The sequence below is a fragment of the Dethiosulfovibrio peptidovorans DSM 11002 genome (assembly GCF_000172975.1).
GTDB lineage: Bacteria > Synergistota > Synergistia > Synergistales > Dethiosulfovibrionaceae > Dethiosulfovibrio > Dethiosulfovibrio peptidovorans.
Genome location: NZ_ABTR02000001.1, coordinates 2,007,195 through 2,027,343 on the forward strand (window position 1 = coordinate 2,007,195; position 20,149 = coordinate 2,027,343).

Sequence of the window (20,149 nt, forward strand, 5' to 3'; positions counted from 1 at the left end):
TGTGGATGCACGGGTGATAGTTGTTACCTCGGGCAAGGGTGGAGTGGGAAAGACGACCACCACTGCCAACGTCTCAATGGCTCTTGCCAAGAGAGGCTACAAGGTCGTGGCCGTCGATGCGGATATAGGTCTCAGAAATCTCGACGTCATCCTAGGGCTCGAGAATAGAATAGTATACAATTTGGTGGACGTCATAGAGGGAAATTGCGGGCTTAGGCAGGCGATGGTAAGGGACAAAAGGGTGGAGGGGCTTTACCTTCTTCCTGCGGCTCAGACCAGGACCAAGGACGCAGTTTCTCCCGATCAGATGAAAGGTCTCTGTGATGAACTTAAGAAGGAATTCGATTTCGTCCTTCTGGACAGTCCTGCTGGTATCGAAGGTGGCTTCCAAAATGCAGCAATAGGAGCCAGAGAGGCGCTGGTAGTGACCACCCCCGATGTTTCCGCTGTAAGAGATGCCGACAGGATAATAGGAATGCTCGAGTCGATGGGGAAGATGCCCATAAAGCTCATAGTCAACAGAATAAGGCCTCAAATGGTAGATAAGGGAGAGATGTTGTCGGTCGACGATGTCCTGGAAATTCTTGCAGTCGACCTGGCTGGAATAGTTCCCGAGGACGAATCGGTCGTAACCTCCTCTAACAGAGGCGAACCTCTCACCATGGGGAACGAATCCCCTGCCGCCAAGGCTTTCGCGAACATAGCCGGAAGGATAGTGGGAGAGGAAATAGACCTGCTGGACATGAAGTCGTCTCAAAATGAAGGTTTTTTGGATGGCTTTAAAAAGTTCTTTCTCCGCAAGTAGAGAGGGACAGATATGAGTTTTCTGGACAAGATATTCAGCAAGAAAAAATCTCAGTCCGTCGCCAAGGAGAGGCTTCAGCTTGTATTGATTAACGATAGATCGGACATATCCCCTGAGGTATTGGAAAGGCTTCGTGAGGATTTAATCTCTGTGATATCCAGCTATATGGAGATAGATACGGAACACATAGAGATGGACTTCGATCGAGAGGGTAAAAAAGTAGCCTTGGTGGCGAACATCCCGGTGACCAATATCAGGAGGGGCCAGCGAGGCAACAGGGATGTCTGAGGAAAGGGCATACTCCTTACGGAAATCGTTGAAGGGACTCGACCTTACGCTGTTTTTCTGTATCGTAGTTCTGTATTTCGTGGGAGTTGCCTTCATATACAGCGCAGCATCGGGGATAAACGTCAGCGGAATTGGTTTCGCTCGTCGCCAGCTGATATGGGGAGCCGTCTCGATACTGGCCTTCGGAGCGGTTCTGAAAATCGGCTACAGACGTTTTTTAAGTTGGGGCTACTGGATATACGGTGGAATTCTCTGTTGTCTCTTGCTAGTCCTGTTGACCGGAGTCGTGGCCAAGGGAGCTCAATCCTGGTTTTCCTTCGGTGGACTTCGGTTGCAGCCATCCGAGCTGGGTAAGATATCCCTGGCTTTATTGTTGGCCAAGCTTTCGCTATACGGTAAGTTGGAGACCCTTTCGGGCTTTTTGAAGGTGTGGGCACTGTCCGGGTGCAGTCTGGTCCTGGTCCTGCTCCAACCGGATCTGGGAAGTGCCCTGGTCTATGCGACCATGATCTTCGCCGCCCTATGGACATCAGGGTGCCGTAAACGCCATTTCTTCTCCCTGATAGGCCTAGGATTGGCCATGCTCCCAGTTGGGTGGCATTTTCTTAAGGAATATCAGAAACAGAGGTTGCTGGTATTCGTGGATCCATCCCTCGACCCGTTAGGGGCGGGATATAACGTCATACAGTCCAGGATTGCCGTAGGATCCGGATCGATCTGGGGTAAGGGATTTCTTCAAGGGACCCAGAGTAAGCTTCGTTTTTTGCCTGAACCTCACACGGATTTTATCTTTAGTGTTTTTTCCGAGGAATGTGGATTCATCGGAGGGGTCACCGTCCTGGCTATCTTTTCGTTGCTTTTCTGGAGAACGATCTCCATCGCGATCAAGACCAAGGATAAGCAGGCTAAAGTGATGATAGCCGCCTTGACCGCCTGGTTATGGTTTCAGGTCTTCGAATGTGTCGGGATGAGCATGGGGCTTCTTCCCGTGACGGGGCTTCCTCTTCCTCTTCTGAGTTACGGAGGTAGTGCCTTGGTCGCTACATCCGCTGCCTTGGGACTGATAGCGAGCGTTGGTATGACCGACGAGATGGAGCGCCAGACTTTTGAGAGGTAATCGTTTTTGTTTTTTTACTGACAGGGGAGCTATTTATGTTTTTTGACGAGTGGAACGATCGACGATGGGAAGCTATGACCTCGGTCAAGCGTCCTTCGAGATACGCCGGAGGGGAATGGGGAGACATCTCCCCCAAGGTAGACCCTTCCTACAGGATATGTCTGTGCTTTCCCGATGTCTACGAGGTGGGTATGAGCTATCTCGGTTATCAGCTTCTGTATTCCATGATAAAGGGACTTGATCGAATAGACGTGGAGAGAGCTTACTGTCCTTGGATAGATATGGAAAAAGAGATGAGATCCAGGAACATTCTCCTGGGATCTCTGGAATCCGATCGACCTCTGTCCGATTTCGACGCCTTAGGATTCACGTTGCAATACGAGCTCTCGTTTACGAATATACTGACCATGCTAGATCTGGGCGGAATCCCCCTTAAGGCATGTGAGAGAGATGACGATATCCCTCTCGTCATAGCGGGAGGCCCGGGAGCACTTGCTCCCGAACCTATCTCCGAGTTTTTCGACCTTATCTGTCTTGGGGATGGAGAGGAAATGCTTCCCTCTTTGCTCGAGTCATTGGCCGAATCTTCCGGAATGTCACGGGACGAGAGAATTCGTATGGCCTCCGATATCCCGGGAGTTTACGCTCCTTCCTCCATCGATTGGACCTATGGAGAGTATGGTGCCGTTCGTCTTAGGGCGGAACGCCCTTTTTCGAGGGTGATCTCTTCCGACATGGAGTCGATATGTCCCGATTCGGCTATAGTTCCGTCCGCCAGTATCCTGCACGATCGGATCGCCGTAGAGGTCTTTCGTGGATGTTCCAGAGGATGTCGCTTCTGTCAGGCTGGAATGGTATATCGACCTATAAGGGAACGATCTCCAGAAAAGGTATTGGAGACGGTAAAGAAACTTGCCGAGGCCACCGGATGGGAGGAGGTCAGTCTCGTCTCCCTGGCGAGTTGCGACTATTCCAGGATCGGTGATGCCATCGAAATACTGAAACCTTATCTGGATGCCAGGGGCATGAAGCTCAGCTTGCCCAGCCTTAGGATGGACAACTTCGCTCTTTCTTTGGCCGCAGGACTCGACGTCATGAAGAAAAGCGGGTTGACCTTGGCGCCAGAGGCGGGATCTCAGAGGCTTAGGGACGTGATAAATAAAGGGGTCTCCGAGGAAGACGTGGAGACTACTCTGAAAGCGGCCTTCGAGCACGGATGGAATAGGATGAAACTTTATTTCATGATGGGACTTCCGACAGAGACGGAGGAGGATCTTGCCGGAATTCTCCGGATAGCCGATAGAGCTGCCAAGATCGGTCGTTCCATGAAGAAGAGAGGGCAGATCTCAGTATCGGTGGCAGGTTTCGTTCCGAAACCTCACACTCCTTTCCAATGGGAGGCACAGGATGGTATCGAAACCCTCAGGGAGAAGGGACGGTGGCTCAAGGGACGTGTAAGGGATAAGAAGATATCCCTCAGGTACCATGAGCCCGAACAGACTTTTCTGGAAGGCGTTTTCGCAAGAGGAGACAGGAGATTGGGCGATGTCATAGAGCGGGCCTGGCGTCTAGGGGCCCGTTTCGACGGTTGGACGGAGACCTTCGATCTGTCTATATGGCTCAGGGCTTTCGAAGAATGTTCCGTCGACCCGGAATGGTACAACCAAAGGGAGAGATCCAGGGACGAGGGCTTCCCCTGGGATCATATTGACGTCGGAGTGACCAGAGAATTTCTCTGGAGGGAGAGATGCCGCTCCAGAGAGGGTCTTTTAACCCCCGACTGTCGTGGAGGCACTTGCTCTGTCTGTGGATGGCAGGGACGAGGATGCAGTTGGTCCGGGGGAGGTGTCGATCTTGCTCAGAATTAGAGTTCTTTTCTCTAAAAGAGGTCCTTTTTGTTTCATACGTCACGTCGAGTTACCCCAGATATTCTCCCGGGCTGCCGCCAGGGCGGGGTTGTCCATAGAGCTGACGGAGGGCTTCTCCCCCCATCCCAAGATCTCCCTAGGTCCTGCTCTGCCTGTCGGTGTGGTCGCTTGTGCCGAGCCGGCGGAGATCTGGTTCGACGACTGGCGGGATTCATATCTCGAAAGGTTCGACGATGCTCTTCCCGACGGCCTATCGGCGTTCGCAGCAGCGTTTGTCGAGGGAAAGTCGCTCAATAAACTCTGCGATGCTGGAGAGTATATCGTGCATTTTCCCAGTGATGATACGAGAGAGAGCGTCCTGTCGCTATTGAGAGAGGGGAAACAGCCTTGGGAGGAAAACCTTCTCGACTGGGAGATAATCGGTCGCTCCATCCGTATGGTTATGTCGTCTCCCTCGCAGAAAGGCCCGGGGAATATAGTCAAAAAACTGGTCGAGATGAAGATAATCCAGGGATGGGCCGATATCAGATTGGCTCGTCTTTCCGTAGGTACATGGAACAGCAAATCTAAAAAGGTGGTTCCTCTGGTCGAGAGCGCCTCTGGGACTCTTTCCGTCAGAGAGGGGTGAGACCATGGCCGATCGGGACAGCGAGATCAGGATAATAGCCAACACAGTCGATCCCGAAGAGATGAGAGTAGCGATAATAGAGGGTGACAGACTCAGAGAGCTCTTCATAGAGCGGATGTGGGAGCGCCAAAAATCAGGTGAAATTTACAAGGCCAGGGTGGAAAGCGTCTTGCCGGGAATGAACGCCTCCTTCGTCAACCTGGGGGACGGTCGAAACGCCTTTCTCTACCTCAACGACGCCAAGGGTTACCATCTAAAGCCTGGGATGGACGTGGTCGTTCAGGTGGTCAAAACCGCCAGGAAAAATAAAGGTGCCAGGGTTACGACCAGACTGTCTTTGCCAGGACGTTTTCTCGTGATAGTCCCCGGAGGTCAGGACGTCGGGGTCTCAAAGAGGATCGTGGAAGATAAGGAACGTCTCAGACTCAGAGATGTAGCCAGACAACTCTCGAAAAGAGAGGATATCGGCATCATCATCAGGACCGCTGCCGAAGGTCAGGATTCTGAAATTCTCGAAAACGATTTCGATAGCTTGATGCAACTTTGGCGTGAGGTCGCACACGAGGCCGATGTTCAGACAGCCCCATGCCTTCTCTATCGGGATCCGGGACTTACCGGCCGTGTCCTTCGAGACGAGTTCTCCGGAGACGTCTTCGAGATCGTGATCGACAACGAGGAAGAGAAAACCAAGGTGGAGGAATGGCTGAGGACCTACGGGGGACAGGTTATGCCGTCGGTATCCCTTCACCGAAGCAACACCCCCGTCTTCGAGTTCTACGATATAGAGAAAGAGGTAGCGGCTGCGTTGGATCAGAAGGTATGGCTTCGTTCCGGAGCCTATATAGTGATCGAACAGACCGAGGCTATGACGGTAATAGACGTAAATACCGGTAAATTCGTAGGCGATACAGACCTGAGACACACTGTTTTACAGACCAACCTCGAGGCAGCAGACGAGATAGCCTGGCAGCTTCGTCTCAGGGCTATTGGTGGAATCGTCATAGTGGATTTCATAGATATGGAATGCGAGGAAGATAAAACAACCCTGGTCCAGAGGATGGAACAGCTTTTGGCCGACGACAGGTGTCGTTCCAAGGTCTTCGGAGTTACCCATCTGGGATTGGTGGAGATAACCAGAAAAAGAGCCAGAACGGACGTGAGGTCCATACTCACGAGAAGCTGTCCTTTTTGCGGCACCACTGCCAGGGTCTTGAAAGAAGACAGTGTCGCCGTTACCTTGAAACGATTCATCCGAAAAATCGTCAGGTCCAACAAGTCAGAGGCCATGTTGTTGGAGTGTAACTCCCGTATCGCCGGCTATATAGCGGAGACCTATCTCTCCGTATGGGAGGAAGCTTTCGAACGTGCCATAGCTCTATGTGCCGTTCCTTCGATGGATTGGGAGAAATTCAGGCTGGACTACCAGGGGAGCAGAGAAGGGCTTGAAAAGAGAGTCGCCCAGCGTCAGGAGGAGGCCCTAGTTGTATATAGCACGACTTCAGCTTAAAAACTTCAAGAGTTTCGGTGGATCCCACGAACTGCCTCTCTCCGAGGGGTTTACCGCCATAGTCGGTCCGAACGGCAGCGGCAAGAGCAACATACTGGACGGACTCAGGTGGGGTCTTGGAGACAGCAACGGAGGGCGACTGAGGATCACCAGACAGTCCGATCTACTCTTTCAGGGAACTACCACCCGTCAACCATCCAAGTCGACCGAGGTCGCCTTGGAGCTGAAGGATGGGGATACATCCACTGTTATACGCAGAAGATTCTCCGACGAGTCCGGGGCGGTTACCTTGGTCGACGGCGTGAAGCATCGATTGCAGGATCTCTCTGAGGTCAAACGTCGATGGCGATTGGACGGCGATAGATTCGCCTTTATAGGACAGGGCGACGTGACCGATGCCATTACCCATCGTCCCATGCAGAGGAGAAATCACCTGGAGGAATTGTTCGGGATAGATACCTACCGAAAGAGACGGGACGACGCCTTGAACAAAATCCTATCCGCCGAGGACGAACTGGGACGTCTAGAAGCTTTGATGGCAGAACTGGAGTCCAGGAGGCGTGAGATAGCCCCGGCGGTGGCCAAGGCGAAAAAGGCTAGGGATATAGAGACGGCCCTGGATGAATCCAGGGCCGATTGGTATCGGCTCAGACGTCGAGACATGGAACGCGAGATAGAGGATCTCTCCAGAAAACTGGTCGAGGAGAGACGCCGTTTCGAGGATAGGCTGGGATGGAAGCTCATCTGGGATACCGCTTTGAACCGGCTCAAGGAAAAATCCGTCCAGGTGGAGAGACGTAGAATAGAGTCCAGACAGAGACTGTCCAACATAGACGGTGTACTCGAGACCTTGGGAAGAGAGGTCTTCGAGCTCGAGACGGCGCTCAGGGTAGAGGAAGACAGGTTTTCCCGTCTGGACATATCATCCATCGAGCTCAGGGAGAAGGAGAAGAAGATCTCCGGGGAACTCGAATCTGCAAAGGAGGACTTACTGTCGGTCGGTAAGGGATTCGACGATAGGCGAGCGGAGCTGACCGATCTCGAGGCGAAACAGGAGGATATCCTTCGAAAGATGGAGGCCCACCGTTCCAGGAGAGAGCAGTTGATCCTCCGGAAAGAGGAGCTGCTCGCGTCCATAGAGGCGGCTAAAGCTAGAAGCGGAGCTCTTTCGGGATCGGACAGAGAACGTCGGACCGCATTGAAAAAGCTTTTCAGCGAGATCGTCGAACTGGAGAAGGCCATCGAAAAAGCCAAGCTCGTCGAGCGGGATCGCAGAAACGACTTAAAAGAACGTTCCTCCTCAAGATTGGAGGCTAACAGAAAGTGCAGCGAATTAGGCGCCACGGTTCAGACTATTCGCAAGGAGATTCTACGGTTGGAGAGGGAGCAGGATTCCCTTTCATCTGCGGCAAACGATGGACTCTATCCGAGGCCGGTAAATCACCTTATCTCTGCGGCCGACCTCGGTCGCCTGACCGTGAGGCCCACTCCTGTGGTGGAGTCATTCCAGTGCCCTGAAGACCTTACAGTAGCCATGGACGCAGCTCTGGGAGGCCGTCAGTTCTGGTTGTTGGTCGAATCCATGGAGGACGCCAAAGAGGGCATAGAGGAACTCAAAAGGAGCAAGGCTGGAAGAGCCACCTATCTTCCTCTGGACAGGACGAGGCCGAGGACGGTCGGGAACGTCCATCTTCCCGAAAAAGGTATCGTAGGTTGGGCTATCGACCTCATGTCTGTCATGGAGGTCTGGAGGCCCGCCTTGGAGCATATATTCGGAGATCTTCTGATCGTGGAGGGCTACGAAGTCGGGGCGTCTCTCGTCTCCGGAGGATACCGTTTTCCGATCGTATCGGTCGCCGGAGAGGTGTTCTCTCCGGGAGGTACTATAAGCGGAGGTCAAAAGCGCAATTCCGGAGGGGCCTTGAAGATAAGAGGACGGCTCCACTCGGTCGAAATAAGTCTTGACGAAAGCAGAAAAAAACTTAGATCTCTGGAGAGATCTCTGGAGATGGCGGAAGTAGACGAGGCCAAGTGGGCAGAGGAGGAAAAGAAAGCCTCCGATCTCGTCGCAGAGGCGGAGACCGAGGTCCTCCGAGGCGAGAAGGTCCTGGCCGATCGAATCAGGGACAGGGAAATGTTGGAGAGCGAGGCGACCCAGACTGCCAAGAGGCTGGAATCCCTCGATAAAGAGATCTCAGAGGCAGAGGCGGAGTTGCTCTCCGTCTCGGAGGAGATCTCCAGTCTGACCGCCCCGGAGGACGAGACCATAAGGGATCGACTGAACGAACTCCGTCCGGAACTGAAACTTTGGGAGGAACGCAAGACAGCTGCATCCTTACGGGTCGGAAAACTACAGTCCGATCTGGATGAGATCAAAGCAACTCTCTCCAAAACCCTGTCGGAGTCCTTGGCCCTCAAGGAGGAGATGGACCGAAAGGGCCGAAGGCTGTCTCAATTGACATTGATGATGGATGCCAAAAAGAGAGAAAGAGCCGAGGAAAAAGCCGCTTTGGACGATGCCGAATCCGGTGGAGGTCGTCTGGGTGAGGCCCTGGACCGTTGTTATCTGAGATATCAGCTTGCCTTGGAAAGGTCGGACGACGGAGAGAAAACCGTATCGTGGCTGGAGCAGAAAAAAGACAGAGTCGCCAGTCGTCTGGAAGACCTTGTGGAATCCTGGGAATCCCGATACCCTTACCTTCTCGAGGGGGATATGGTCGAGGGCGATCTGGACGAGACGGAACGAAAGGTAAAGAGGCTGGAGAACGCCATGGCGGCTTTGGGAGACTTCGATAGAGGGGCTCTGTCGGAGGACCAATCCCTGGAAGACCGGATAGAATACTATCGCGAACAGACCGAGGACGTTTCCTCCGGCATATCGGAACTTCGTTCCCTCGTGGAGACCACTGACCTTCAGGCGGGAGAGCTATTTGGAAACGCTCTGGAGAAAATAGACCTTCGGTTCAACGGTCTTTTTCAGCGGCTGTTCGGCGGAGGCGAGGCCCACCTTAGGCTTCAGGAGGATGTAGGACTTTGGGACTCCGGAGTCGATATAGTGGCCCGTCCCCCTGGAAAGGGATCTGCTTATCTGGCCCAGCTCTCAGGAGGAGAGCAGACCCTCACGGCCCTCTCGCTCCTTTTCGCCTCCATGGAGGTAGCCCATGTACCAATGGTAGTGCTGGACGAGGTGGACGCCGCGTTGGATGAGGTGAACCTGGGGCGATTTGCCGGCATAGTCTCGGATTATGCGTCTTCCCTTCAGATACTGGCGATGACCCATCGTCGTCAGACCATGGAGAGGGCCGACGTAATGTACGGCGTCACCATGTCCGAGCCCGGACTATCCCAGATAGTAGGGGTCAGACTGGAGGACTGGCTATGATAGACCTTAAGTCCATAAGCGAAGATTCCATAAACGGCGTGGACATAAAATTGCTGCAACCTTTAAAGGGTCCGAGGGTAAACGTCGATACGGTCCTTCTCGCTGGATTTTCGAAGGTTCGTAGAGGCGAGAGGATATGTGAACTAGGTTGCGCTCACGGTGCCGTCTCCCTAATTCTGGCTAAGAGAAAGGAAGTCTCCGTGGTCGGACTGGATATACAGGAAAACCTGGTCCACATGGCGGAGAAAAACCGGGAGCTCAACGAACTATCAGATAGGGTCTCCTTTATACACGGAGACCTACGAGAAATACATAAAATCCTACCCCCTCAGGGATTCGACGTCGTAGTGGCCAACCCTCCGTACGGAGATCCGACCAGACACAGGACCGGCAACAGATCGGAAAACGTGCTGGCGAAACATGGGGTGGTCTGTTCCGTGGAGGACGTGGCGGAGGCCTGCCGGTATCTTTTGGGAGACAAGGGAAGGGCCTATTTCGTCTTTGCAGCTGAGAGGTTGGTGGACTTACTCTGTGCACTCAGATACCGTGGCGTGGAACCCAAAGCTTTGAGGGCCGTCCATCCCAGAGAGGGCAAGGATGCCTCCGTCTTTCTGGTGAAGGCCCTCCGGTCGGCCTCTCCAGGCATAAGGCTTCTTCCTCCTCTGAGGATAAACGACGACGGTGGTAGCTACACCGAGGATCTGCTGGAATTCTACTCCCCGGAGGGATCGCCATGCCCCTGATAGTTATACCGACCCCGGTGGGCAACATGGACGACATAACCTTGCGAGCCCTGGAGGAACTTGAAAAGGCCGACGTCGTGGCCTGTGAGGATACCAGACACTCAGGGTTGCTCCTCAAACGTCACGGAATAGACGCCAGACTGCTCTCTTATCATAAACACAACGAAGCCGGCAGGTCGGAGGAGCTGTTGGACCTTTTAGCTCAGGGGAAAAGAGTGGCTCTTATCTCCGATGCGGGAACTCCCGGCATATCCGATCCGGGATACGAGATAGTAAGAAAAACCGTGGACGAAGGCTTCGAGATCGATGTCCTTCCCGGGGCTACCGCCTTCGTTCCGGCCCTGATTTTGTCGGGGCTCCCTCCCCATCCCTGTCTGTTTTTCGGGTTCCTGTCCGACAGAGAAGGGGACAGAACCAGAGAGTTGGTAGGGCTCAAGGACATCCCCTGGACACTGGTCTTCTACGTGTCGCCGCACAAGGTCGTAAGACATCTCGAATCGATGATATCCGTATTCGGGGACAGAAAATCGGCTCTGGTAAGGGAGATCAGCAAGATCCATCAGGAAGCCTTGCGGGGATCCTTGACGACAGTTCTCCGAAAGGCCGAGTCGGGGTTAAAGGGTGAGATGGTCCTGATCGTGGAGGGTGCCTCCGTTGATTCCGAAGACGAAGAGATCCGGTGGAAAGAGAGGGCCCTCGATATGGTCCGGAAAGGGATGTCCCTGAAGGACGTTGCCTCGACGCTTTCGGAGGAACTGAGAATCCCGAAAAACCCGATAAAAAAATGGCTCCTAGGACAAAAGGGGATAAAATAGAGGGAGTTTTACTTTAGCAGGAGGTTGAGATCATGTCAGATTCCAAGCACTTTTACATAACCACGCCGATCTATTACGTTAACGACGTGCCTCATATCGGTCACGCCTATACTACCATAGGGGCGGACGTTATGTCCCGTTACAAGAGGATGGACGGCTATAAGGTGTTCTTTCTCACCGGAACGGACGAACATGGACAGAAGATCTACGAGAGCGCCAAGGCCAAGGGAATGACCGCCCAGGAACTCACGGACGAGATGGCGGAGAACTTCAAGAGGCTTCTGCCCGTGTTGAATATATCCAACGACGACTTTATCAGAACCACCGAAAAGAGGCATGAACGGGTTGTCCAGTCCATATTCTCCAAGCTCATGGATCAGGGAGATATCTACAAGGGTACATATAAGGGACTATACTGCGTTCCCTGCGAGACCTACGTTCCGGAGAGCAGCATGGGAGAGAACAACACCTGCCCCGACTGCGGTCGTCCTCTGGTCGAGATGGAGGAGGAAAGCTATTTCTTCAAGACCTCTCGCTATGCCGACAGACTTTTGAAGTATTATGAGGACAACCCGAAGGCTATAATGCCCAAGACCCGCTACAACGAGATAGTCAGCTTCATCAAAAGTGGTCTCAGGGATCAGTCGGTCTCTCGAACCTCCATATCTTGGGGCATTCCCGTTCCGGGGGACGAGAAACACGTGATATACGTGTGGTTCGACGCCCTGATAAACTATCTCACGGCCTGCGGTTACGAGGACGACCCGGAAAAACTGGCGGCATTCTGGCCCAACGCTCATCATCTCATGGCGAAGGATATAATACGTTTCCACTGCGTAATCTGGCCCATCATGGTTATGGCCCTGGGATTGAACCCTCCCGTTGGGGTCTTCTCCCACGGCTGGTGGACCATGGAGGGGGAGAAAATGTCCAAATCTAAGGGGAATGTGGTGGATCCCTTCGAGATGGTCGATCTCTACGGTGCCGACGCTTTCCGCTATTTCCTGTTGCGACAGGTGCCTTTCGGGATGGACGGAGACTTCTCCGAGGCGGCCATGGCACAGAGGATCAACTCCGATCTGGCCAACGACCTGGGCAACCTCCTCAGCCGGACCGTGTCTATGGTGTTGAAGTATAGGGACGGGATAGTGCCGAGTCCCTCCGATCTCTCCCCTCTCGATATAGAGCTTTCCGAGGTGGCGAGAAAGGCCCTCGATACCTACAGGGAGAAGATGGACGACTTTACCTTCGACGAAGCCCTCAAAGCCGCCTGGGGTCTTATCGGAAGGGCCAATAAATACATAGACGAGACAATGCCTTGGAAATTAGGCAATGAAGGGTCTAAAGAGCCTCTGGACGCCGTGTTGTGGGGACTTGTGGAGAGCCTTAAGTTGGTATCCATGATGATATCTCCCTTCATGCCAGAGACCGGTCATAGGGTATGGTCTCAGCTGGGTTTCTGCGGCGACCCAGCCAACCTCCAGTGGGAACACTATCGCTGGGGAGAGCCCACCGCCGGCATGCTCTCGGTCTGCAGGAGCAAGGATGTGCTGTTCCCCAGGATAGACATGAAGGAATGGGAGGAATCCAAAAAGAAGAGGGATATCGCAAAAGGCAAGGTGGTCGATCCGGGGGAACACGAGCCTCAGATAACCATAGACGACTTCGCCAAGATAGAGCTCAGGGTAGCCCAGATAGTGAAGGTGGAGGAGGTCCCACGGGCCAGAAGGCTCTACAAGCTTGAGATCGACCTGGGATACGAGAGGAGAACCATAGTCTCCAGTCTCAAGGAAGACTTCACCGCCGAAGAGCTTGAGGGACATAAGATAGTCGTCGTAGCCAACCTGAAGCCAGCCAAGATGTGCGGTGTCCAGAGCGACGGAATGCTTTTGGCCGCATCTCTGCCGGGGCACGACGGGCTGTCCCTACTGGCCCCCTTTGAGGACATTCCTCTGGGCAGCAGGGTTCACTAGGTCGAATCTCCCATATGACGCCTTATATAGACGGACATTGCCATCTCAACTCGCCGGAGCTCAGGGGGGAACTCGATCGCCATATAGACGAAGCCCGTTCCGCCGGAGTACAGAGGATGTTGGTGGTGGGTACCGACCTTCGGACCAGCGAGGAAGCCATATCCATATCGAAGGGCTATTTCGACTCGGGAATCAGGGCATCGGTGGGGATACACCCCCACGATGCCTCGTCCGTAAGCTCCTCCTTGCCGGAGGAACTTACGGATCTGGCGAAAGACCCTGTCGTAGTTGCCATAGGGGAGATAGGGCTGGACTATCACTACGACTATTCGCCATGCAAGGTCCAGCGCGACGTCATGATATCCCAGATCCTATGGGCCGAGGAGGCGGATCTTCCGATCGTTTTCCACGTGAGGGAGGCGTTCGACGATTTTTTCTCCATATTGAGGGACTATCCTGTGGATCCCGAACGAGCGGTAGTTCACTGTTTCTCCGGTTCTTTGGAGGAGGCGAAGTCCTGTCTGGATCTGGGGTTCTATCTGGGATTCGGAGGAATGATAACCTTCAAGAAAGCCGACGGTATAAGGGAATGCCTGGCATCCTGTCCTATCGACAGAGTTATCCTCGAGACAGATTCTCCCTGGCTTGCGCCGGTTCCCTTCAGGGGAAAGATCAACAGTCCTCTCAACATGCCCTTGATATACAAGGCTGCGGCTGAGGTCTTGAAGGTTAGAGATTCCGTTATGGCCGACGCGGTGTGGACCAACGGTGTGAATTTCTATCGATGGGAGAACGAATGATGTTCGAGTTCAGAGTCCAGGCGGTATGTCCCGAGACCGGAGCCAGAGCTGGAGAGCTCGTAACCCCTCACGGAATAATAGAGACGCCGGTGTTCATGCCGGTCGGAACCAGGGCGACGGTGAAGGCCATGTCTCCCAGGGAGATGGAGGAGATAGAGGCCCAGATAGTTCTCTCCAACACCTACCATCTCTATCTCAGGCCGGGAGTGGAGCTGATAGAGAAAGCCGGTGGGCTCCATCGTTTCATGAACTGGCATCGTCCGATACTGACCGACAGCGGGGGGTTCCAGGTCTTTTCTCTTTCCGGAATAAACCGCATCAAAGAGGACGGAGTCGAGTTCTCCTCCCACCTGGACGGAAGCAGACACTTCATGACCCCCGAGTTGGCAACCAGGGTCCAGGAGGGTTTGGGCAGCGACATAGCTATGTGTTTCGATCAATGTGTAGAGTTGCCCTGCGACGAGGAAACGGCGAGAAAAAGCGTAGAGAGAACCCTGAGGTGGGCGAGACGATGCAAGGAAGTACACCGTAGGGACGACCAGGCACTTTTCGGAATAGTCCAGGGGGCCCTCTTCGACGATCTGAGGAAAGACTGTGCCAGAGAGCTTATAGCGATGGATTTTCCAGGGTACTCTATCGGAGGACTTTCCGTTGGGGAAAGCCACGATGAAATGTACCGTATTCTGGACCTATTGAATCCGATTTTGCCGCAGGAAAAGCCGAGGTATCTGATGGGAGTCGGTTTCCCCACCAACCTGGTGGAGGGAGTTGCGAGAGGGGTGGATATGTTCGACTGCGTCTTGCCCACCAGAAACGGTCGTAACGGCACGCTCCTGACATCCAGAGGCAAGTTCAACATCAAACACAGTCGCTTCGAGGAGGACTGGGGACCGATAGATCCTGACTGCGACTGTTACGCCTGTAGAGAGTTCTCCAAGGCCTATATCAGACATCTCTACAGGTCCGGCGAGATGCTCGGAGCCAGGCTGTGCAGCTGGCACAACCTCAGGTATCTGATATCTCTCATGAAGGGAGCCAGAGAGGCCATACTGGAAGGCCGTTTCCCCCAGTTTCGGGACCGTTTTCACGAGCTTTTCTCCACAGGTAAGGTTCTATGAGGGTGCCGATAAAGGTCGATCGCTGGAACCCCGACAGGGAGGTCATCGATAGGGCAGTCTCCATCCTCAAGTCGGGAGGGTTGGTTGGGTTCCCCACCGAGACGGTTTACGGACTGGGTGCCGACGGACTTGATGGAAAGGCCGTCTCAGGAATCTTCGAAGCCAAGGGCCGCCCGTCGGACAATCCTTTGATATTGCACGTCGGAGATCCAGAGTCGGTGAGAAAGATAGCCAAGGTGGACGATCGAGCTGATATGATCATGAAAAACCTTTGGCCCGGGCCTCTCACACTGGTATTGCCCGCCTTGCCCATCGTGCCTCCAGAGGTTACCGCCGGTTTGGACACGGTGGGAGTCCGAATGCCCTCTCATCCTGTGGCATTGGCTCTTCTCCAGGCCTGCCCATTTCCCGTTGCCGCTCCCAGCGCCAACACCAGCGGGAGGCCCAGTCCTACGGACGCGGTGACGGTGGCTCGAGACCTTGACGATAGGGTAGATCTGATCATAGACGGGGGGGCTACCGAGGTTGGACTGGAGTCAACCGTATTGGACGTAACTGGAGAAGTTCCCGTTTTGCTTAGGCCCGGGGGGCTTTCGGTGGAGGTCCTGGCGGATCTTTTGGGCGAGATAGCTCTGCCGGTCGGGGAGCTGGAACTTAAGAGATCTCCCGGTACCAGGTATCGTCATTACGCTCCGTCGGTTCCGCTTATACTATGGATACCTGAGGAGAGCGGCCACCCTGATTTCGGTGAAAGTTGTCGTTATATAGGCATGGTCGAGCCGGTTTTTCCGGTGGATAAGTCGATAATCTTCGATTCCGTCGAGAGCTATGGAAGAGGTCTTTTTTCCGCACTGAGAGAGTTGGAACGAGAATGGGATGGAACTATAGTGGCTCAGTGGCCCGATTCTGACGGAATAGGACTGGCCCTAAGGGACAGACTTCGCAGAGCTTCCGGCGGTCGTTGAGATCCCTGACCTCGAAAAAACGATAAAGTGCTTGCAAATCGGAGGATCGGCTGATAAAATACATCTCGTTTCGAAGATACGCCCGGGTGGCGGAATTGGTAGACGCGCTAGATTCAGGTTCTAGTGGGCATTTGCCTGTAGGAGTTCGAGTCTCCTCCCGGGCACCATCCAATAGGGGTGCTATGCACGATTGGATCGCCAAGTGTGTATCAGGTCGTATTGTGTCGTTGACATAATGCGACCTTTTTGTTATTTTTATTGTTCGTCAGCATGGAGAGTTTACCCTCACTTTTAGAGACACAGGGAGGTCGTCAGCCTAATGGCCGAATTCGTACCCGTGGGCAAAAAGCGCAGCCGCCTCACCTTTGGGCGTGTTCGAGATCTAGTAGAGATCCCGGACATGGTCGAGGTGCAGCGAGATTCCTACCGAAGCTTCTTTCAGGAGGATGTCGATCCCGACAAAAGGGACAGCGTAGGACTTCAGGAACTTCTCGACGAGATTTTTCCGATTGAAAGTTACGACGGCTCCTTTGCCCTGGAGTTCGTCCGATACTATCTGGACAGGCCAGCCACTACACAGGAGGAGTCCCAGCAGAAGGACTGTACCTGGCATCGTCCCGTACGAGCCACCATAAGACTCGTAAACAGAAAGAACCTGGAGATCAAGGAAGAGGAGATCTTTCTGGGCGACTTTCCGATGATGACAGAGAGGGGAACCTTCATCATCAACGGAACCGAAAGAGTCGTCGTCAACCAGCTTACCCGCTCCGCGGGAATCTACTTCAAGGTAGACTATTCAGCCCCCGTGGCCGAGACCTTCACCGCCAAGATAATCCCCGACAGAGGAGCCTGGCTGGAGTTCGCCATGGGAAGCGGAGATGCCCTCTACGTCAACATAGACAACCGCAAGAAACTTCCTGGAACCCTTCTTCTCAAGGCCTTCGGAGTCTCATCCAACGAGGAGATGCTTCGTCTTTTCGGAGGGGAGATAGAGGAGGTCGATATATCGGAGGAACTTCTGATAGGCAGGCTTCTCGGTGAGACTGTCCTGGACGAGGGCGGGAACGTCGTGGTCCGCAAGGAGGAACGTATAGGGAAGGAAGAGCTCGAACGACTTTGGGACATCGGCCGAACGAGGGTGAAGGTCTGGAACGTCAACCCCGTTTTCGCCGCTACGTTGGAGAAGGATTTCACCAACAACAGAGACGAGGCTATGTTGGAGATATTCCGCAGGCTTCGTCCTAACGACCCGGCCAGAATAGAGAACGCCAGAGAGTACATAGACAGCCTGTTCTTCGATTCCCGTCGTTATACGCTGGGTCGTGTCGGTCGTTACAAGCTCAACAGAAGGTTGAAGCTGGATCTGCCCGACAGAGAGTACCTGCTCACGATAGACGACCTGGTCAGAATCGTCAAGGGAATAATTGTCTTAAGAGACACGGAAGAGCAGAGGGATGTAGTTTCTTTCCCCGACGTCACCGAGGAGTTTCCTGACGATATCGACCATCTCGGCAACAGAAGAGTCCGTTCCGTAGGCGAGCTTCTTCAGAATCAGGTCAGAATAGGCCTTCTACGAATGGAGAGAATAGCCAAAGAGCGTATGACCACCGTGGCGGATCTCACCAAGGCAATGGCCAGGGACCTTATAAACGTCAGGCCCATATCGGCGGCACTCAGGGAGTTTTTCGGTTCGGGACAGCTGTCTCAGTACATGGACCAGAACAATCCTTTGTCCGAACTGACCCACAGGCGGAGACTTTCCGCACTGGGTCCGGGTGGTCTTAGCAGAGAAAGAGCCGGCTTCGAGGCGAGAGACGTCCATTACACCCACTATGGTCGTATCTGCCCCATCGAAACTCCCGAGGGCCCCAATATCGGGTTGGTGACGTCTCTTTCGACCTACTCCAAGGTTAACCAATACGGTTTCTTAGTAACCCCCCGTCGCCCCGTGGTAGAGGGTGTCGTTTCGTTGAATCCCGAGGATGTCGTCTACCTTGCGGCGGATGAGGAGGACAACTCCTACGTAGGAAGGGCTAATACCCCTTACGACGAGAGTACCGGCCGTCTTTCCGAGGAGTACTGCTACGCCCGTTACAGAGGGCGTATAGTCGAGGTGCCTCAGGATAAGATCGATTATCTGGACATATCTCCTAAGCAGATCGTCTCGGCCTCTACTGCTCTGATCCCTTTCCTGGAGCATGACGACGCCAATAGAGCCTTGATGGGGTCTAACATGCAGCGTCAGGCCGTCCCGCTTCTCCTTCCGGAGGCCCCGAGAGTCGGTACCGGCATGGAGGGTAGGATAGCAAAGGATTCAGGCTCCTGCGTGGTGGCTCCCGAGGACGGTGTGGTCACCTACGTAGACGCCGACAGAATAGAGATAAGAAGCGACCTGGGGGTATATCGTTCCATGTCCCTCCAGAAGTTCAAGAGATCCAACCAGGGCACCATCATCCATCAGAGGCCTATAGTCTCGAAGGGCGATGTCGTCTCCAAAGGCGAGATAATGGCCGATGGGCAGTCGGTGGATCAGGCGGAGCTGGCCCTTGGGCGTAATGTCCTTATAGCCTTTATCCCCTGGGAGGGGTATAACTACGAGGATGCCATCCTCCTCAGCGAGAGATTGGTAAAGGAGGATTTCTTCACCTCCATACACATAGAGGAATATGAGATGGACGCCAGGGATACCAAGCTCGGTCCGGAGGAGATAACCAGGGATATTCCGAACGTCGGAGAGGACGCACTTAAAGACCTCGACGAGTTCGGGGTAGTACGTGTCGGAGCCGAGGTCAATGCGGGGGATATTTTGGTAGGAAAGGTAACCCCCAAAGGAGAATCTGATCAGTCTCCGGAGGAAAAATTGCTCAGGGCTATCTTCGGCGAAAAAGCCAGAGAGGTCAGAGACACCTCCCTTCACGTTCCCCATGGAGCAAGAGGAAAGGTCGTAGCGGTCAAGAAGCTGAACAAGGACGAGAACAGCGACTCCTTGAGTCCCGGGGTCAACGAGGTCGTCAAGGTCTACGTGGCTCAGCTAAGAAAGATCACCGTCGGAGACAAAATGTCCGGACGTCACGGCAACAAGGGTGTCGTCTCCAGGATCCTTCCCGTAGAGGATATGCCCTATCTTCCGGACGGTACCCCTGTGGATGTCTGCCTCAACCCCCTCGGGGTTCCGAGTCGAATGAATCTCGGACAGGTTCTCGAAACCATACTTGCCACCGTGGCAGTTGCCAACGATTGGCACGTAGCTACTCCGGTTTTCGAAGGAGCACAGGAAGAGGAGATCTACGATTTGCTCGATAAGCTCAGTCAGGAGAACCCCGACTATTCCACCCTGACCAGAGGCGGCACCATGCAGCTCATAGACGGCAGAACCGGAGAACCAATGGAATACAAGACCACCGTTGGGCATATGTACATGCTCAAACTTAACCACTTGGTGGACGATAAACTGCACGCTCGATCTATAGGACCTTACAGTCTCATAACCCAGCAGCCTCTGGGCGGTAAGGCTCAGTTCGGAGGGCAGCGCTTCGGAGAGATGGAGGTCTGGGCTCTTCAGGGATACGGAGCTGCTCACGTTCTTCAGGAAATGCTGACGGTAAAATCCGACGATATCCACGGCCGACTCAAGACCTACGAGAAAATCGTAAAAGGTCAGAATCTGACCAGGCCGGGAGTTCCCGAGAGTTTCAAGGTTCTTGTAAAAGAGCTGGAAGGGTTGGGCTTAGGAGTCGATATAGAATACAACGACGGCACCATCGGTCCTCTCCTTCCCGACGAGGACGATGAACAGAGCAACTCTGCTCCTGTCCCCCAAAAGGCGGAGGCCGTTCCGGCCGTAGCTCCGGATGAGGCATCTGCTCCTACGCCAAAGGAGATGGAGGAGATGATCTTCGGCAACGAGGAAGCTAGCGTTAAAGAGAGTAAAATCTCTTATGCGGAGTCTACGGAAGCTCTCTCGGATAGTCCCACGTCCGAAAAGAAGAGTGGGACCTCCGACGAAGGGTCTAAGGAAGCTCTCTCGGATAGTTCCAAACCCGAGGAGGAGAGAAAGACCTCTAACGAAGAGTCTAACGAAGCTCTCTCGGATAGTTCCACAGTCGAGAACGATGATGTGAAAGGAGCTGACCGCTAACG

General features: G+C 53.8%; 14 protein-coding genes and 1 tRNA gene. All 15 read left to right on the plus strand.

Annotation, left to right across the window (positions count from 1 at the left end; translation table 11 throughout):
• Position 1: 1 nt before the first annotated feature.
• The 15 genes from minD to rpoB all read left to right on the plus strand — a co-directional run bounded on the left by minD (position 2) and on the right by rpoB (position 20,147).
• Positions 2 to 805: a septum site-determining protein MinD gene (gene minD, locus DPEP_RS09610; RefSeq protein WP_005661653.1), complete on the plus strand. Its 804-nt coding sequence runs from the start codon at positions 2 to 4 to the stop codon at positions 803 to 805.
• A gap of 12 nt (positions 806 to 817) precedes the next feature.
• Positions 818 to 1,093: a cell division topological specificity factor MinE gene (gene minE / locus DPEP_RS09615; protein ID WP_005661655.1), complete on the plus strand. Its 276-nt coding sequence runs from the start codon at positions 818 to 820 to the stop codon at positions 1,091 to 1,093.
• Between the two features lie 28 nt (positions 1,094 to 1,121).
• Positions 1,122 to 2,210: a rod shape-determining protein RodA gene (rodA, locus tag DPEP_RS09620; protein WP_241760471.1), complete on the plus strand. Its 1,089-nt coding sequence runs from the start codon at positions 1,122 to 1,124 to the stop codon at positions 2,208 to 2,210.
• Positions 2,211 to 2,245: 35 nt separating this feature from the next.
• Entirely contained in the window at positions 2,246 to 4,078 is a 1,833-nt protein-coding gene (locus DPEP_RS09625; protein WP_005661659.1) for a TIGR03960 family B12-binding radical SAM protein, read from the plus strand.
• Positions 4,065 to 4,706, plus strand: coding sequence for a TIGR03936 family radical SAM-associated protein (locus DPEP_RS09630; protein ID WP_005661661.1), 642 nt, complete (start codon positions 4,065 to 4,067; stop codon positions 4,704 to 4,706). Before DPEP_RS09625 ends, DPEP_RS09630 begins: the two co-directional genes overlap by 14 nt.
• A 4-nt stretch (positions 4,707 to 4,710) precedes the next feature.
• A complete protein-coding gene (locus DPEP_RS09635; protein WP_005661663.1) occupies positions 4,711 to 6,213 on the plus strand; it encodes an Rne/Rng family ribonuclease in 1,503 nt (500 codons plus the stop codon).
• On the plus strand, positions 6,188 to 9,595 hold the full coding sequence (smc, locus tag DPEP_RS09640; RefSeq protein WP_005661665.1) for a chromosome segregation protein SMC: 3,408 nt from the start codon (positions 6,188 to 6,190) through the stop codon (positions 9,593 to 9,595). The genes DPEP_RS09635 and smc overlap by 26 nt, the downstream gene beginning before the upstream one ends.
• Positions 9,592 to 10,338: a tRNA1(Val) (adenine(37)-N6)-methyltransferase gene (locus DPEP_RS09645; protein WP_005661668.1), complete on the plus strand. Its 747-nt coding sequence runs from the start codon at positions 9,592 to 9,594 to the stop codon at positions 10,336 to 10,338. Before smc ends, DPEP_RS09645 begins: the two co-directional genes overlap by 4 nt.
• Positions 10,329 to 11,153, plus strand: coding sequence for a 16S rRNA (cytidine(1402)-2'-O)-methyltransferase (rsmI, locus tag DPEP_RS09650; RefSeq protein ID WP_005661671.1), 825 nt, complete (start codon positions 10,329 to 10,331; stop codon positions 11,151 to 11,153). Before DPEP_RS09645 ends, rsmI begins: the two co-directional genes overlap by 10 nt.
• Positions 11,154 to 11,185: 32 nt before the next feature.
• Positions 11,186 to 13,126, plus strand: coding sequence for a methionine--tRNA ligase (gene metG, locus DPEP_RS09655; RefSeq protein WP_005661674.1), 1,941 nt, complete (start codon positions 11,186 to 11,188; stop codon positions 13,124 to 13,126).
• A gap of 14 nt (positions 13,127 to 13,140) precedes the next feature.
• Positions 13,141 to 13,926, plus strand: a complete 786-nt coding sequence (locus tag DPEP_RS09660) for a TatD family hydrolase (RefSeq protein ID WP_005661676.1) — start codon at positions 13,141 to 13,143, stop codon at positions 13,924 to 13,926.
• Positions 13,926 to 15,044, plus strand: a complete 1,119-nt coding sequence (gene tgt, locus DPEP_RS09665; RefSeq protein WP_040382583.1) for a tRNA guanosine(34) transglycosylase Tgt — start codon at positions 13,926 to 13,928, stop codon at positions 15,042 to 15,044. Before DPEP_RS09660 ends, tgt begins: the two co-directional genes overlap by 1 nt.
• Positions 15,041 to 16,009 carry an L-threonylcarbamoyladenylate synthase gene (locus tag DPEP_RS09670; protein WP_005661682.1) on the plus strand — a complete coding sequence of 323 codons (969 nt, stop codon included), beginning with the start codon at positions 15,041 to 15,043 and terminating at the stop codon, positions 16,007 to 16,009. Before tgt ends, DPEP_RS09670 begins: the two co-directional genes overlap by 4 nt.
• A gap of 80 nt (positions 16,010 to 16,089) precedes the next feature.
• Positions 16,090 to 16,176 (plus strand) — tRNA-Leu (locus DPEP_RS09675).
• 152 nt (positions 16,177 to 16,328) lie between these two features.
• Positions 16,329 to 20,147 (plus strand): DNA-directed RNA polymerase subunit beta, encoded by a 3,819-nt coding sequence (gene rpoB / locus DPEP_RS09680; protein ID WP_005661683.1) that lies wholly within the window; start codon positions 16,329 to 16,331, stop codon positions 20,145 to 20,147.
• The last annotated feature ends 2 nt before the right edge of the window (positions 20,148 to 20,149 follow it).